Raw genomic sequence first — 15,649 nt, 5'->3', positions numbered from 1 at the left:
TCAGTCCTTCTTTCCTGCGATCACGGCGCGGGCCGCGGCGTTCACGACGAACGTGAGCACGAAGAGCACCAGACCTGCGGCGATGTACGCGCCGGCCTGGATGTTGTTGTTGAACTCCGCGTAGCCGAGGGCGATCTTGGACGCGATGGTGGCGCCGCCGTCGAACAGCGACCATCCGAAGGGCTGCGACGTGGTGCGCAGGATCAGGTACAGCGCCATGGTCTCACCGAGGGCGCGACCGAGGCCCAGCATCGAACCACTGATGTAGCCGGACTTACCGAACGGAATGATCGTGGTACGCACCACTTCCCACCGGGTGGCGCCCAGGGCGAGCGCCGCCTCGATATGGGACGTCGGTGTCTGGACGAACACTTCGCGGGTCACGGCGGTGATGACGGGAAGGATCATCACGGCGAGGACGATGCCGGCCGTGAAGATGGTGCCGCCGCCGGTGATCGAACCGCTGCCCGTCGCGAACAGCGGGAACCAGCCGAGGGTCTCATTGAGCCACACCGCAAGCGGCCTGATTGCCGGCGCGAACACCAGCAGACCCCAGAGGCCGTAGACGATCGACGGCACCGCGGCCAGCAGGTCGATGACGTACGCCAGCGGACGCTTGAGCCAGCTCGGCGAATATTCGGTGAGGAAGATCGCGATACCCAGCGCAACCGGCATCGCGAGCACGAGCGCGAACAGCGACACCAGAACCGTCACCTGGAAGAGGTCGAGCACACCGAACGCCATCGCGTTGATGTCCTGGGTGACCCACTCGCGGCTGGTGAGGAAGTTGACCTGGTTCCGGCTCAGCGCGGGAACGGCACGCCAGACGAGGAAGATGCCGATCGCGGCGATGAGGATGGAGATGACGATCGCCGACGTGGTCGTGAGGGACTTGAAGATCCGGTCTCCCGGCCTCGCGACGGCCTTGCCGCGAGGTGTATCGGTCGGGGTCGGGGTTTCGGCCTTGGTGGAACTCAACTCGGCCTCCGGAGTGCCGTTCGGACCGCCCACCCCGGCCCCGCCGGAAGCGGAGCCGGAGGCGCGAGGTGCTGATTCGGTGTGCGCTTCACTCATCTGCGCTCCCAATCTTTCATCGTCAGAATATCGAGTCATGGGCGGGTCCGAACGACTTACCGTGTGAATCAGCCGATTGCGGCGACCGACGCGTTCAGCTTCTCCTTCATGGAGTCGGGCAGCGGCACGTAGCCCTGCGCGGCCAGGTTGTCCTGGCCCTCGTTGGCGGCGCTGGTCAGGAACGACTTGACCGCTGCGGAGGTGTCGGCGTCGTAGCCCTTCGAGCACACGATCTCGTAGGTGGCGAGCACCAGCGGGTACGCGCCGGCTTCCTTGGTGCCGAAGATCGAGGCGAGGTCGAGGGTCAGGTCGCCCTCGCCCGCACCCTTGAACTGCGCACCCTCGATGGCCTTCGCCGCGGACTCGTCGGACAGCGCGACGGGGCCCGAGCCGGTGTCGATCTGCGCTGCCGACAGCTTGTTCTGGTCTGCGTACGACTTCTCGACGTAGGTGATCGAGCCGGGGGCGGAGGCCACTGCCTGCGCGACACCGGCCGACCCCTTGGCGCCCTCACCGATGCCGCCGGTGAAGTCGGAGCCGGCACCGGTGGTCCAGGCGCCGTTCGAGGCGGCGGTGAGGTACTGCTGGAAGTTGTCGGTGGTTCCCGAGGAGTCCGAGCGGATGATCGCGGTGATGTCCTGGTCCGGCAGGGTGGCGCCCGGGTTGAGGGCGGCGATGGCCGGGTCGTTCCACTTCTTGATGGTGCCGTTGAAGATCTTGGCGGTCACTTCACCGTTCAGCACCAGGTCCTCGACACCGTCGAGGTTGTAGGCGACCGCGACGGGCCCGAAGACGAGGGGAAGGTTCCACGCCTCGCCGCCGACGCAACGCGCCTTGGCCTGCTCGGCCTGCTCGGTCTTGATCGCCGAGTCGGAACCGGCGAAGTCGACCTGACCCGCGATGAACTGGGTACGTCCGTCACCGGAACCGCTGGGGTTGTACGCCAGGTTGACGGTCTTGCCCTTCTCCTGGCACACGGAGATGTAGGTGGAGACGAACTGGTCCATGGCGTTCTTCTGCGCCGAGGAACCGGCCGAGGAGAGGTTGGCCTTGCCCTCGCACGTCGCGCTCGAGGCGGCTACGTCGACGCCGCTCGACGCGGCGTTGTTGTCGCTGCCACACGCGGCCAAGGTCATGGCACCCAGGGCCACTGCACCGAGCAGGGCGCCATTGCGCTTGAGATTCACCTAGTCCTCCGGAAATACCGTCTCGCCCTGGATCGGGCGGCGACATGAGGCGCGGACCGGGAGGATCCTGCACCAGGCAGCACGGCGCTGCCCACGGAGAAACCTAGGGGTAGCTAATGTCCAGTTGGACCACGATCGGTGAACGGAAAGTGAACAGACCGAGCATTTGCCCATATTTCCGAGACGAACGACGGGTGCCGAAGTAAGAGGAGCGCCTCAGGCTCGCGCGTACGCGACGTCGGTGTGGAACCGCTCGAACCCGAGCCGGTCGTAGGTGTGCAGCGCCGACGTGTTGTCGCCCTCGACGTAGAGCAGCACCGCACCGAGCCCGCGGTCACGCAGGTAGTGCAGTCCGGCGAGTGTGAGCAACCGGCCGAGACCGCGCCCCTGGGCGTCGGGTCCGATGGCCACCACGTAGACCTCACCGATGGCCGGCTCGTCGCCCTGCTGCGGGTGCACCTTGGTCCAGTGGAATCCGAGCAGCCGCTTCTCGTCCGCCGTGCCGTACGCCATGAACAGCCCGGCCGGATCGAACCAGGCCTCCGCGCGGCGTTCGGCCATTTCCCGTTCGGTCCACGACCCCTGCTCGGGGTGCCAGGCGAAGGCGGCGGCGTTGACCCGCAGCACCTCGGGATCATCCTCGACTCCGCGGTACAAGCGGAGTGAAATATCCTCCGGCACAACGATTTCCGGAAGCTCGGCACCCTCGAGTGGACGCCGGAGCTGCAGCAGTTCGCGTGCACCGCTCAGCCCGAGGCGGTGCGCCACCGCCTGCGCCGCGGGCAGGTTGCCGTGCGCCCACACCCGGGTGTCCGGACCACCCTCGGACAGGACCTCGGTAACCAGCCGGCTACCGATCCCCCGGCCGCGCGCCTCGGGATCGACCGCGAGTTCGGCCATCGCGGGGTGCTCGCCGTGACCCGGCTGCAGCTGCGCGTACCCGACGATCCGATGGGCGTCGGTCTCCACGAGATGACGGACACCGTCGCCGCCGGCCCCGGACACGGCGTGCACGCCCTGCTCCGACACGGGCGCGGTTCCGTCCGCTGCCGTCGCGCGGTCGAGCAGTGCGGACACGTCCGCGGCCTGCTTGCCGTCGAGTCGATCGGTCCAGGACTGCACCGAAGCGCTCACTGGATCACAGGTCCTTCCGCGGATTCGAAGTCTGCATCTTCGGCATCGAGGTCGTCGACCGGCGGCACCGGCGCACCCGACTTGCTGCGGGTGGGACGGACGGCCTTGTATCCGACGTTGCGGACTGTACCGATCAAGGATTCGTACTCGCTGCCCAGCTTGGCGCGCAGACGACGCACGTGGACGTCCACCGTGCGGGTACCACCGAAGAAGTCGTATCCCCACACCTCCTGCAGCAACTGCGCGCGGGTGAAGACGCGACCCGCGTGCTGCGCCAGGTACTTGAGGAGTTCGAACTCCTTGTAGGTGAGGTCGAGGGGGCGGCCACGCAGCCGGGCCGTGTACGTGCCCTCGTCGATGACCAGTTCGCCGAGCGTGATCTTGCCCGACGCCTCCGGGCTGGCGACGCCGCCGGCACGTCCGACCAGCAGTCGGAGGCGGGCGTCCACCTCGGCCGGCCCGGTGCCCGGGAGCAGGATGTCGTCGAGACCCCAGTCGGAATTGACCGCCACCAGGCCACCCTCGGTGAGCACCGCCACCACGGGGACCGCGGAACCCGTGCTGCCCAGCAGCCGGCAGAGGCCGCGGGCCGCCGCGAGATCGGTGCGCGCATCCACCAGGGCGATGTCGGCGGAGCTCGCTTCCAGGAGAGAGGACACCTCCGTCGGGGCAGGCCGCACCGAATGCGCCAGCAGGGCGAGGGCAGGCAGAACTGCCTCGGGGTTCGGGTCGGAGGTAAGAAGCAGTAGCTCCACACAGCCTCCCATCTCGTCGCCGTCGTACCCGGCCGGCCGACGGATGGTTCGTCCGCCGGTCCAGGTAGATCGACACTGAAGGTATCGACACTTTTGTCGGTGACAGAGTAGCGCGCCGCCGTCAAGGTCCGTCGCACCGAACCCCGGCAACCGGCGCGAAGGTTGCACCGGCACCGTGTCCGTCACAATGGGGCCGTGCGGAAACTCATCATCGGAATCATCTTCCTCGTGGCACTCGGTCTCGTCGTCGACTTCGGTTCGGCGGCGTACGCGGAATACCGGGTGTCGCGGGAACTGCGGGCGGGCGCGTCCCTCACCGCGGATCCCGAGGTGACGGTGCACGGCTTCCCCTTCCTCACCCAGGCGTGGGCCGGGAAGTACGAGAACATCGAGATCCGCGCCCAGGGAGTACAGAGCGACGTGGTCGGTGAGGTGACGATCGAGTCCACCCTCCTGGGCGTGTCCGCGCCGCTGTCCGACCTCGTCGACGGCTCCGTCACGAGCCTTCCGGTCGACCACCTCTCCGGCCGCATGCTCATCGACGCCACCGACCTCGGCCGCTTCCTCGACATCCCCGACCTGCAGGTTTCGGCCCCGCCGGCCAGCAAGTCGGACGGGACCGGCGGCTCCGGCGGCTCCGGAATGACGACCGCGGGCGGCGTCGTCCTCACCGGCACCGTCCCCGTCGGCCCGCTCGAGACCACCGTCAGCGTGCAGGCCGACCTGGTCCTCGACGGCGATCAGGTGAAGATCGTCGCCAGCGACTTCTACTTCGGGCCCGAGGGCCACGCCGACTTCACCATCCCCGAGCCGCTCGCCCCCGCGATCCTCGGCCTCTTCACCCGGACCATCGACCCCCGGGAACTGCCGTTCGGCGTCCAGCCGACGGAGGTGTACGCGGAGGGCTCGCAGATCGTCATCGAGGGTGTCGGCGACAACGTCACGATCGACCTGAACGAACTGCAGAGCCGATGACCGGAATCACACTGTTACTGATCGCACTGTTCGCGGCCCTCGCGTTCGGGCTCGTCTGGCAGCGCCGCCAGGGGAAGGTCCGGACCACCGGCGAGACGACCGCGGCAGTGACCGACGAGCGACGCCTGCTGCTCGAGGCGGCGGGCGTCGGGTCGGGTTCGGGGCACGGGCGACCGGCCACCGTTCTCCACTTCTCCGCCGACTGGTGCGGACCCTGCGCAGCGGTGCGCAGGGTCGTCGGACAGGTCGTCGCGGACCTCACCGGCGAGCCGGAACCTCCCGTCGAGGTGGAAGTCGACATCGACGAGTATCCCGCTCTCGCCAAGGAACTCGGCGTTCTGTCGTTGCCGACGACGTTCATTCTCGACGCCGACCTGCAGCAATGCTTCCGGGTGTCCGGGGTGCCCTCAGCGGCCGACCTGAGGGCGGCGCTCGGACCCCTCACCCGGCCCCCGGCTTCAAATTCCTGAAGAACCGGGTAAACTCGTCGTCGTGCAATCCAGCCACGAGCTCATGCTCACCCGACGCCGCACGGTAGACCTGTGCCGCCTCGGGGCTTGTTGCTGTACCTGTTGCTGATCACCAGGGCTGTCGCTTTCTGCTGACACCGCGGACTCCGCGCACGTGATCGAAACCCGATGACGACGTCGTCCGTCGTTGCTCGGCGCCAGGCAAGCATTCAGGACTCAACGCAGGAGCACTTCTCATGTCCACAACACTCGAGGTCGAGCAGGTCGACGTTCGTGGCCCCCGGTTCGCCGCCTGGGTCACCACCGCAGTCCTCGTCGCCATCCTCGTCGTGTCGACGTTCTCGCTGGTCGCAGCAGGAATTCTGCTGGCACTGCAGGCGGTCGTCTTCGCGGCAGGCGCGGCCTCCGGGCCGCGGCGCAGCCCGTACGGCCGGATCTTCGGCAGCCTCGTCGCGCCGCGACTCACTCCGGTGAGCGAACGCGAACCCGCCGCACCGCTGCGGTTCGCGCAGCTCGTCGGCTTCGTCTTCGCCGCCGTCGGCACCGTCGGCTTCTTCGCCGGCTCCGGCCTCGTCGGCGCCGTGGCCACCGCATTCGCCCTGTTCGCGGCGTTCCTCAACGCCGCATTCGGGTTCTGTCTCGGCTGCCAGATCTATCCACTCGTCGCACGCCTCCGGCCCGCGGCCTGAAAGTTTCACATCGAGAACCACTGCACGATCCACCCGACACAAGTAAGAACACATCGAAAGGAACACCATGGCTCGCTCCGATGTCCTAGTCTCCGCCGACTGGGCTGAGCAGAACCTCAACGCCCCCAAGACCGTTTTCGTCGAGGTGGATGAGGACACCAGCGCATACGACGGCGGCCACATCGAAGGCGCCATCCGCCTCGACTGGCGGAAGGACCTGCAGGACGGGGTCCGTCGTGACTTCCTGAACCAGCAGCAGTTCTCCGACCTCCTGTCCGCCAAGGGTGTCGCCAACGACGACACCATCGTTCTCTACGGTGGCAACAACAACTGGTTCGCGGCGTACGCGTACTGGTACTTCAAGCTGTACGGCCACCAGGACGTCAAGCTTATCGACGGCGGCCGCAAGAAGTGGGAGCTCGACGGACGCCCCCTCTCCAAGGAGACCGTCTCCCGCGAGGCCACCCAGTACAAGGCCGACGCACCCGACCTGACGATCCGCGCGTTCCGCGACGAGGTCATCGACGCCATCGGCAACAAGAACCTCGTCGACGTGCGTTCGCCCGACGAGTTCTCCGGCAAGATCCTCGCCCCCGCGCACCTGCCGCAGGAGCAGGCGCAGCAGCGTGGACACGTCCCCACGGCCATCAACATCCCGTGGAGCACCACCGCAAACGAGGACGGCACCTTCAAGTCGGACGACGACCTGGAGAAGCTGTACTCGGAGAAGGGCTACGACGAGTCGAAGCCCACCATCGCGTACTGCCGTATCGGCGAGCGCTCCAGCCACACCTGGTTCGTGCTCAAGGAGATCCTCGGCAAGTCCGATGTCAAGAACTACGACGGCAGCTGGGTCGAATACGGCTCACTCGTCGGCGCACCCATCGAGTTGGAGGTTCACTGAGCCATGTGTGGAGCACCTGTACAGACCCAGACCCTGCCCGCGGGCGTCGACGTCGAGAAGGAAACGGTCATCACCGGCCGCGTTCTCGCCGCTGACGGCCAGCCGATCGGTGGAGCGTTCGTGCGTCTCCTCGACGGCGGCGGAGAGTTCACCGCCGAGGTCGTCGCCTCGGGCACCGGAGACTTCCGCTTCTTCGCCGCTCCCGGCGACTGGACCGTGCGTGCACTGTCCAGCTCCGGCAACGGCACCGCCACGGTGAGCCCGACGAGCGCAGGCGTGCACAACGTCGACGTCACGGTCGGCGAGTAAGACTCAGCACCAACGCAGGAAGGCCCCGCTCCGGCATTCGGAGCGGGGCCTTCTTCGTGCGGCTCCGCGCTACTGCTTCTGCGCGAGCGCGGTGATCCAGTCGACGATCTTCTCGCTCTCCCAGTACCAGGGGTCGTTCGGGTTGTTGTTCCAGTAGAACAGGTGCTGGATGAAGCCGAGGAAGATGTACGGCTTGATCACGAGTTCGAAGACGTCCCGGTTGTCCTCGACGAACCCGGGGCCCTCTTTCGCGAGCTTCGCCTTCACGACCTCGGAACCGGGGCCCATCGCCCAGTTCAGCGCCTCGACCATCTGCTCCTGCGACACCTGCGTGTTCCGGTCCGGTCCGTCGGGGTCGTAGGTCCGGTCGGCCACCTTGCGCAGGACGTCGAGGAAGGACTCGTCGGAGGCGAACCAGTCGTCGTGGGTGACGATGTGCACGATCGACCGTGCCGCCATGTTCGTCACCGCATTCGCGAAGTCGGAGACAGTCTGGCCGGGGTTCAGCAGGGTGAAGTGCAGCTGTCCCAGCACCCCGAGCGCCAGCTCGAGGACGGCGATCTCCTGCGGCGCGTCGCACGCGATGTCGTAGGGGCGGCACGCGTAGGTGATCTTGCCGTCGAGAGCGCCGTAGTCGGCCGGCTCGGAAGACATGAATCCGCCTCCGGGTGGGCCGGGTTCGCCCATCGAGGGGGTGCCCGCCGGACGGTACGGGTCGCCGATCAATGCGACGCCGGCGATGTCGTCGGCGGTAACCAGAGCGTTGCTGTCGCGGTGGCCGAGTTCGCGCGCCACCCGTTCGACGACCTCGGCGCCGACGCTGTATCCAAGCAGCACGTACTTGGTGCCGTCGCCACACTTCGCCTTGTTCTCGTCGAGGATCCTGTTCGTCGACGCGACACCGGCGGCCATCGAATCCTGGTATGTCGGAACAGGTTGCAGCAGACTCAGGCCGTACGTGGACGGGTACGGCACGTACATCCACCCCACCGTTCCCGGCTCGTCCTTGTTCGCCTCGCCGGTCGGCACCGTCACGTTGCCCACCCAGTTCGACCACACCTCGCCACTCTCCGCGAGGGGGTTGCGGTCTTCTTCCGAATCCGTCGCGCCCGAGACCGCGACGATGAGAATGTCCGGGCAGTCGGCGGCGTAGTTGTTCGGATCGACGCGGTCGGTGTCGTCGCTCCCCGAACCGGCGCTTCCCGACCCTGCACTGCCGGAGTCCGGGGCCGCGACGGCCAGGCCGGGAGCGCCGAACGCGGACACGGTGAGCAGCAGAACCGTCGCCGTGATCGCGGCTCGCGCCAGGCCGGGGAGGGCGGGGCTGGATCGAAGCATGGGACCTCCGGGAGGAGCGGGAGACGAGACGACGGCATGAGGATATCCGGAACCGACCGGGTGGTCGCCTTCGAAAAACCGTAGCCGCAGTGACGGTAAGCCGCCTCCCGTTTCGACCGTTCGACGGGTTCGGTTTAGGATGTCACCGTGGTTATCTTCTTCGAGGTACTTCTTGTCCTTGCCGCCGTGTTGATCACGTGGTTCTCCCTCTACACGATCTACCGCCTGGTCACCGACGAGTCGTGAGTCAAACTCCGGACGCAGGCGCAGATCCGCCTTCCGAGCACCCGACTACGAGCGCGCCCGCTGAGGACTCCCCCACCGTGCGTCGTGGTAGCGGTGACGCAGCCGTCGCGGACGCCATCGAGCGTTCCAAGACGACGGCGTCGCGGAACATCCCGCAGCTTCCGGACCTTCCGCTGCCCGAGGACACCGCGAATCTGCGCCTCGGCCCGGATCTGAACAACGAACTTCTCGCGGTACTGCCGCTCGTGGGCGTCTGGCGCGGTGAAGGGGAAGGCCACGACCCCGCCACCGGCGACTACCGCTTCGGGCAGCAGATCATCGTCTCCCACAACGGGGGCAACTACCTCGAGTGGAGATCCCAGACCTGGGTTCTGGGCACCGACGGCGAGTACGTGCGCCCCGATCTCCACGAGACCGGCTTCTGGCGGATCAGCGGAGACGGCATTCCCGGCAGCACCAACGAGGAAGTCGTCGAACTTCTCCTCGCCCACAGCTCCGGCATCGTCGAACTGTTCTACGGCCGGGCCCTCACCCAGTCGTCGTGGGAACTCGCGACCGACGTCGTGATTCGCAGCACCTCCGGTGTTCTCGTCGGCGGCGCCAAGCGTCTCTACGGCATCGTCGAGGGCGGCGACCTCGCGTACGTCGAGGAACGCATCATCGCGGACGGGGAACTGCGCCCCCACCTCTCCGCGCGGCTGTCCCGCTACGTTGGCTGACGCCCCGTGAGTACTTGTTAACCGCGGGCGGTTAATAAGTACTCACGGCTCGGGTTATCCACAACCTCAGGTTCATCCACAGGCCAGTTGAAATCGGCCCTTCTCGGGCCATTCCTGTCGGCCGGGTTCCGCACCGTCGCGTCCATGACACCTGCGACGATCGACTTCAAGCCCGAATTCCAAACAGTCCTCGACCACCAGCACGGCCTCGTCACGGCCCGGCAACTGCGCGGACTGGGCATCTCGACCCGGCAGATCCAGCACATGGTGGAGTCCGGCCAATGGTCGGCGGTTCTGCACGGCGTCTACGCCGTCACCAACGGTCCCCTCGATCGGCCGATGATGCTGTGGGCGGCGCTGCTGTTCGGTGGTCCCCGCGCGATTCTCAGCCACCGGACCGCGGCCGAGGAGTGGTCGCTGGTGCGTGTCGATCCCGAGGGTCCGATCCACGTCACCGTGCCCTACGGATTGTCTGCGGAGCACCAGGGGCCGACGTATCGCAAGGTCGGCCGGCGATCCGACCGTCCCGTTCCGCGCGAGGGCGATCTTCTCCACCCGGGGGTCGTGGTGCACCGCTCCCGGGCGCACGCCCACATCCTCGTCCCGACGCTCCTGCCGCGAACGTCCCTGGCCGACACCGTCGTCGATCTGGCCGTCGAGGAGCCGTCGGCGCCGGCGGCCGCGCGGGTCGTCGTGTCGGCGGTCACCGGCACCAGTGTGTCGGTCCACACGCTCCTTCGACGGATCGAGCAGCGTCCGCCGCGCAGATACCGCAGGGCACTGACCGACGCGCTGACATTCGTCTCCAGCGGAGTCCAGTCGATTCTGGAGCACCGGTACGCCGTCGACGTCGAACTCGCCCACGGACTGCCGGCCGCCCGGCGACAGTCGCCTGTGCTCGTCGACGGGAAGACTTTGTACGAGGACGTGGACTACTCGGACAGCGGTGTTCCGCTCCTTGTGCGGCTGGACGGGCTGCGGTACCACTCGTCGCGGTCGGTGGCGCTGCGCGACCGGCGTCGCGGCAACGCGGCGGAACTCGCGGGGAAGGCGGCGCTGGTGTACGGCTGGGAGGAGGTGACGCAACGCTCGTGTGAGGTCGCGGCCGAGGTGCGCACGGTGCTCGAGCGGGGCGGCTGGAGTGGGTCGAACCCGTGCCCGCGCTGCCGTGAGTACTTATTAACGTCGGGGGGTTAACAAGTACTCACGGGCGCGAAGCGCACAACGGCCCCCGAGCCTTCCGGTGCTTGTGCACCGGTCCCGATCTTGGACCAGACCGGGGGCTCGGGGGCCGGGTAGCTGCCTGGGATTCGCTCGCCGCTCGCGCGGTCAGTGAATTCCGTCAGCGGTAGCGGCTAGCTGGCAGCCACCTCACGTGTCCGTCTGTCATTCAATTTCAGACCACCTCCTTCCTCGTGTACACAAGAACGTACGCCGCACTCACGGAGTCGGCAACGCATTTTCGCTCTCAGCTTTCTCCACCCGTATCACCAGGTCAGCGCTCGTATCCTGCGGAAGCTGATGGGTGACCACCACGACTGTGCGCTGCGCAGACACCAATCCGCCGTCGCGTGCGAGCAGTCTCCGCAGCAGGTCGGCGCCCGCGTCGGCGTCGAGGTGTTCGGTCGGTTCGTCCAGCAACAGCACCCGGTCGGGCGACAGCAACGCCCTGGCGAGGAGCAGCCGGCGACGCTGCCCGCCGGACACCGCTCTGGCACCGCCGGCGAGGGTCGTGTGCACTCCCTCTGGAAGCCCCGCCACCCATCCCCCGAGCCCGACGGACTCCAGGACGGTCACCGCCGCCTCGGCATCCAGTTCGCCGCGCGCGACGCGCAGATTCTCGAGCACCGACGTATCGAAGAGGTGCGCGTCCTCCGCGAAGAACCCGACGTTCCGGCGCACCGCCTCGGACTTGATTTGGTGGAGGTCGATCCCGTCGATCCGGACCGTCCCCGAGACGGGGGGGAGCAACCCGGCGAGAGTCATCAGGGTGGTCGTCTTCCCCGACCCGCTGCCCCCGACGATCGCGACCCGGGCACCCGGCCGCAGGTCGAGGTCGAGCGGGGCGGTGATCTGCCCGCCGGGCCAGCCGCACCGCAGGTCCTTCGCGACCACTTCCGTGGGTCCGTCGAGGTCCCGGTCTCCGGGGTGCGGATCCGCGACTGCGGCGTCGAGCACGGCGAGGATGCGGCGGGACGCGATGCGGGCGCGGGTCAGCGCGACCGCTGCGGCGGGCAGTGCCGCGGTGGCCTCGAACGCGGACAGCGGCAGGAGCACGAGGATGCCCATCGCCATCGGGCTCATGGTCCCCGACGAGTACAGGTCCATGCCGATGAGCAGCGACGCGATCACGCTCACCCCCACTGCCAGCGGTGTGGCGGCGTCCGCGAACGCGCTGGGTGCGGCGGCGCGGTCGGTGGCCGAGACCGCGGCGTGCTCGGCGTCGACGGCCCGCGACACGGCGCGGTCGAGGCGACCCGCGACGCGCAGTTCCGCGGCGTGATCGAGGGCGGTGACGGCGTCCGCGCTGAACCGGGCGCGCGCCTGCGCTCCGGACGTCTCGGCGAGGCGGGCGGCCCGCGCGGACAACCAGGGCGCCGCGACCCCCGACACCGCGAGCGCCACTGCGAGCACGAGCGCCGCGACCGGCGAGATCACCGCGAGGATGCCGACGGCGGCCACGGCCAGGACGACGGCCACGGCGATCGGAACGAGCGCGCGGACCACGACGTCACCGAGGGTGTCGACGTCGGCACCGGTGCGCGCGAGGAGTTCGCCACGGCGCAGTCCGGCCGCGGCCGCGGGGTTACCGTCGGAGAGCCGCTGGTACAGCCGGGTGCGGGCGGACGTGGTGCCACGCAGGGCGGTGTCGTGGGTGGCCAGCCGCTCGAGGTAGCGGAAGACGCCGCGGGAGATGCCCAGGGCCCGCACCGCCACGACGGCCACGCTGAGGTCCAGGACGGGCGGCATCTGCCATGCCCTCGTGATCAACCAGGCCGACAGCGCCGCCAGCGCGAGGGCACTGCCCAGGGTGGCGACTCCGGCGGCGACGGCCCGCGCCACCCGTCCCGGTTTCAGGTCGAGAAGCGGCAGCGCCCGGAGCAGCGGGTCACGCGACATCGGCGCTCACCTCGATCACCCGGTCGGCGGCCGCGAGCACGGTCGGCCGGTGCCCCACCACCACGACCGTCCGGCCGGCGGCGGCCAGGCCGCGCAGGGAATCGAGCACGGTCCGCTCCGATGCGTCGTCGAGGTGTGCGGTGGGTTCGTCGAGCACCAGGACCGGACGCCGGGTGGCCAGCACCCGGGTCAGCGCGAGCCGCTGCCGCTGTCCGAGCGACAGTCCCGTTCCCCCGGACCCGACGCGTGTGTTCCAGCCGTCGGGGAGTTCGGCGAGGACCTGATCGAAACCCGTAGCCGTGCAGGCCTGTTCGAGGTCGACGACGTCGCCGATGAGCCGGAGGTTCTCGTCCAGGGTGCCGGGAACGAGGACGGGGTGCTGCGGCAGCCACGCCACCTGCGCCCACCACGCGGACCGGTCGAGCGAACTCACGGGGACGCCCGCCACCCGCACCTGTCCGCCCTCGGGTGCGACGAGGCCGAGGAGTGCGTGCACCGCAGTCGATTTCCCGGCGCCGTTGGGTCCGGTCAGCACGGTCACCGCGCCGGGTTCGAGGGTCCCGGACAGTCCGCGCGGCGCCCGGCCGCGGCGCGATGCGACGTCCACGTCGTCGAATTCGAGACGCGCCCCGGTGGCGTCCACCACCCCACCGTCAGAATCGACCGGCTCGTCCGAATCGACCGGCTCGTCGGCATCGATGACGGCGAAGGCGCTACTCGCGGCGGCCATCCCGTCCTCGGCGGCGTGGAACTGGGTGCCGACCATCCGCAGCGGGAGGTACACCTCGGGGGCGAGGATCAGTGCGACGATCCCCGCCTCGAGTCCCATGCCCCCGTAGACCAGCCGCAGTCCGATGCTCACGGCGACGAGTGCGACGCAGAGAGTGGCCAGCAGTTCCAGCACCATCGACGAGAGGAACGCCACCCGCAGCGCCGACATCGTGGTGCGGCGGTGGGCGTCGCCGAGTTCGCGCACCCGCGTCGCGGGCCCCTGTTCGCGGCCCAGCGCGCGGAGTGTGGGCAGTCCGGCGAGGAGGTCGAGCAGTTGCGAGGACAGTGTGGTCATCGCGGTCAGCGTCTTGGCGGCCTTGCCCCTGGTGAGCAGGCCGATGAGGATCATGAAGACCGGGATGAGCGGCAGCGTCACGAAGATGATGGCCGCCGACGTCAGATCCTGGAATGCGATGACCGCCAACGTCGCCGGCGTGAGCGTTCCCGCGAGGACCAGGGCGGGGAGGTACCCGGTGAGGTACGGCACAAGTCCGTCGATGCCGCGGGTGAGCACGGTCGCGATCTCGTCCCGCCGCGGATCGAGTGCGCGCGGCCGCAGGCGTGTGGCGACGCCGAGCACCTCGCCCTTCAGTTCCGCCACGACCCGCGACGCGGACCGGTGCGCGAACCGGGACTGGATCCAGGTGCCGAGGACGCGGATCCCCACCGCGGCCGCGAGGACCGTCAGTTCGGTGGACCACCGCCCGAGGTCGGTGGCGTCGTCGACGATGACGCCACCGAGCACACGGCCGATCATGAGCGCCGACACGATGACCATCGCGACGTTGACGATCGACAGCCCGACCGTGAGGACGAGATACCCGCGGGCTGCCGCGGAGTACCGCCACAGGCGGGGATCGACGGGGCGCCGGGAACCCCGCTCCCCGGCGGGGCGGGGTGCGTCGCCGACCGCTGTGCTCATCTGCGCTCGAGCGGGAGACCGATCGACGGCGGGATGTGCTTGGTCGAGATCCGTTGACGGAACACCCAGTACGTCCAGCCCTGGTAGATCAGCACCACCGGGGTGAGGAACGCGGCGGCCCACGTCATCACCTTCAGCGTGTACGGACTCGACGACGCGTTGTCGATGGTGAGGCTGTACGCGGCGTCCAGTGTGGACGGCATGACGTTGGGGAACAGCGAGCCGAACAGCAGGGCCACGGTGGCGATCACCGCGATCGACGTGAGCGCGAACGCCCAGCCCTCACGTTCGGCGCGGGTGAGCGCGACCACGCCCAGGAGTGCGGCGGCGGCGATCGCGACGAGGATCCACGTCCAGCCCTTGCCGTGCGCCAACTGCGTCCACAGCACGAACGCGCCTGCCACCGGAACGGCCGGGATTGCCAGCCGCGACGCCAGTTCGACGGCGTCCGTGCGGACCTCGTCGGCCGTCTTCAGGGCGAGGAACACCGCGCCGTGCAGGGCGAACACGAGCGCGGTCGTCAGACCGCCCAGCAGCGCATACGGATTGAGCAGATCGAAGAGGTTCGAGGTGACCTGCTTGTCGGCGTCGATGTCGACGCCGCGCACGATGTTCGCGAACGCGACACCCCACAGCACGGCAGGAACCCAGGATCCGAAGACGATGCCCCAGTCGCACCGTCGGCGCCAGGTGTCGTCGTCGATCTTGCCGCGGTACTCGATGGCGCAGATCCGGACGATCAGCGCGACGAGGATGATCAGCAGCGGCAGATAGAAACCGGAGAACAAGGTGGCATACCACTCGGGAAACGCCGCGAACAACGCGCCGCCGCCGGTGATCAGCCACACCTCGTTGCCGTCCCACACGGGGCCGATCGTGTTGAGCACCACCCGCCGTCGGGTGTCCCCGTTCGGGTCCTTGCGCCTGCCGAGCACCGGCATCAGCATGCCGACACCGAAATCGAATCCCTCGAGGACGAAGTACCCGATGAAGAGCACCGCGATCAGGATGAACCACACTTCTTGAAGTCCCATGA

The 15,649-nt window shown here is 68.3% G+C and carries 15 protein-coding genes; 7 read left to right on the top strand and 8 right to left on the bottom strand.

Translation table 11 applies throughout. From position 1 onward, the window contains the following. The 4 genes from pstC to CJ179_RS26140 form a co-directional block, all read right to left on the bottom strand. Complete coding sequence (gene pstC, locus CJ179_RS26155) at nucleotides 1-1,074, bottom strand: phosphate ABC transporter permease subunit PstC (protein ID WP_095863326.1); 1,074 nt, start codon at nucleotides 1,072-1,074, stop codon at nucleotides 1-3. A gap of 68 nt (nucleotides 1,075-1,142) precedes the next feature. Then, nucleotides 1,143-2,261, bottom strand: a complete 1,119-nt coding sequence (gene pstS, locus CJ179_RS26150) for a phosphate ABC transporter substrate-binding protein PstS (protein ID WP_072943051.1) — start codon at nucleotides 2,259-2,261, stop codon at nucleotides 1,143-1,145. A gap of 216 nt (nucleotides 2,262-2,477) precedes the next feature. Continuing rightward, nucleotides 2,478-3,395: a mycothiol synthase gene (gene mshD / locus CJ179_RS26145; RefSeq protein WP_072943050.1), complete on the bottom strand. Its 918-nt coding sequence runs from the start codon at nucleotides 3,393-3,395 to the stop codon at nucleotides 2,478-2,480. Beyond that, on the bottom strand, nucleotides 3,392-4,150 hold the full coding sequence (locus CJ179_RS26140) for a response regulator transcription factor (RefSeq protein WP_072943049.1): 759 nt from the start codon (nucleotides 4,148-4,150) through the stop codon (nucleotides 3,392-3,394). Before CJ179_RS26140 ends, mshD begins: the two co-directional genes overlap by 4 nt. Nucleotides 4,151-4,345: 195 nt before the next feature. On the opposite strand from CJ179_RS26140, the gene CJ179_RS26135 reads away from it, so the two are divergent. From CJ179_RS26135 to CJ179_RS26115, 5 genes are all read left to right on the top strand, one after another. Beyond that, nucleotides 4,346-5,125 (top strand): LmeA family phospholipid-binding protein, encoded by a 780-nt coding sequence (locus CJ179_RS26135; RefSeq protein WP_072943048.1) that lies wholly within the window; start codon nucleotides 4,346-4,348, stop codon nucleotides 5,123-5,125. Then, nucleotides 5,122-5,595: a co-chaperone YbbN gene (locus tag CJ179_RS26130; RefSeq protein ID WP_095863325.1), complete on the top strand. Its 474-nt coding sequence runs from the start codon at nucleotides 5,122-5,124 to the stop codon at nucleotides 5,593-5,595. Before CJ179_RS26135 ends, CJ179_RS26130 begins: the two co-directional genes overlap by 4 nt. 236 nt (nucleotides 5,596-5,831) lie before the next feature. Then, nucleotides 5,832-6,284 (top strand): DUF4395 domain-containing protein, encoded by a 453-nt coding sequence (locus CJ179_RS26125; RefSeq protein WP_095863324.1) that lies wholly within the window; start codon nucleotides 5,832-5,834, stop codon nucleotides 6,282-6,284. Nucleotides 6,285-6,351: 67 nt separating this feature from the next. Next, nucleotides 6,352-7,188 carry a sulfurtransferase gene (locus tag CJ179_RS26120; protein ID WP_015888694.1) on the top strand — a complete coding sequence of 279 codons (837 nt, stop codon included), beginning with the start codon at nucleotides 6,352-6,354 and terminating at the stop codon, nucleotides 7,186-7,188. A 3-nt stretch (nucleotides 7,189-7,191) separates the two neighbouring features. Further along, entirely contained in the window at nucleotides 7,192-7,497 is a 306-nt protein-coding gene (locus CJ179_RS26115) for a DUF1416 domain-containing protein (protein WP_072943045.1), read from the top strand. A gap of 69 nt (nucleotides 7,498-7,566) precedes the next feature. Here the strand turns inward: CJ179_RS26115 and CJ179_RS26110 are convergent, their stop codons facing one another. Next, nucleotides 7,567-8,835: a cutinase family protein gene (locus CJ179_RS26110; RefSeq protein WP_095863323.1), complete on the bottom strand. Its 1,269-nt coding sequence runs from the start codon at nucleotides 8,833-8,835 to the stop codon at nucleotides 7,567-7,569. A gap of 242 nt (nucleotides 8,836-9,077) precedes the next feature. Between CJ179_RS26110 and CJ179_RS26100 the strand changes: the two genes are divergently transcribed. Together CJ179_RS26100 and CJ179_RS26095 are read left to right on the top strand one after the other, a co-directional pair. After that, entirely contained in the window at nucleotides 9,078-9,800 is a 723-nt protein-coding gene (locus CJ179_RS26100; RefSeq protein WP_373560157.1) for an FABP family protein, read from the top strand. Nucleotides 9,801-9,887: 87 nt separating this feature from the next. Further along, nucleotides 9,888-10,997 (top strand): type IV toxin-antitoxin system AbiEi family antitoxin domain-containing protein, encoded by a 1,110-nt coding sequence (locus CJ179_RS26095; protein ID WP_373560156.1) that lies wholly within the window; start codon nucleotides 9,888-9,890, stop codon nucleotides 10,995-10,997. Between the two features lie 243 nt (nucleotides 10,998-11,240). On the opposite strand, the gene cydC is transcribed toward CJ179_RS26095, so the two are convergent. The 3 genes from cydC to cydB are packed head-to-tail and all read right to left on the bottom strand — an operon-like array spanning nucleotide 11,241 to nucleotide 15,647. Further along, entirely contained in the window at nucleotides 11,241-12,920 is a 1,680-nt protein-coding gene (cydC, locus tag CJ179_RS26090) for a thiol reductant ABC exporter subunit CydC (RefSeq protein ID WP_095863322.1), read from the bottom strand. Continuing rightward, a complete protein-coding gene (gene cydD, locus CJ179_RS26085; protein ID WP_095863321.1) occupies nucleotides 12,910-14,613 on the bottom strand; it encodes a thiol reductant ABC exporter subunit CydD in 1,704 nt (567 codons plus the stop codon). Before cydD ends, cydC begins: the two co-directional genes overlap by 11 nt. After that, nucleotides 14,610-15,647, bottom strand: a complete 1,038-nt coding sequence (gene cydB, locus CJ179_RS26080; RefSeq protein WP_095863320.1) for a cytochrome d ubiquinol oxidase subunit II — start codon at nucleotides 15,645-15,647, stop codon at nucleotides 14,610-14,612. Before cydB ends, cydD begins: the two co-directional genes overlap by 4 nt. Nucleotides 15,648-15,649 lie beyond the last annotated feature (2 nt).

Origin of the sequence: Rhodococcus sp. ACS1, from assembly GCF_002300155.1 — a bacterium.
Lineage (GTDB): Bacteria > Actinomycetota > Actinomycetes > Mycobacteriales > Mycobacteriaceae > Rhodococcus_F > Rhodococcus_F koreensis.
Note: the sequence above shows the minus strand (reverse complement) of the source record. Positions and strands in the feature narration are given on the sequence as shown.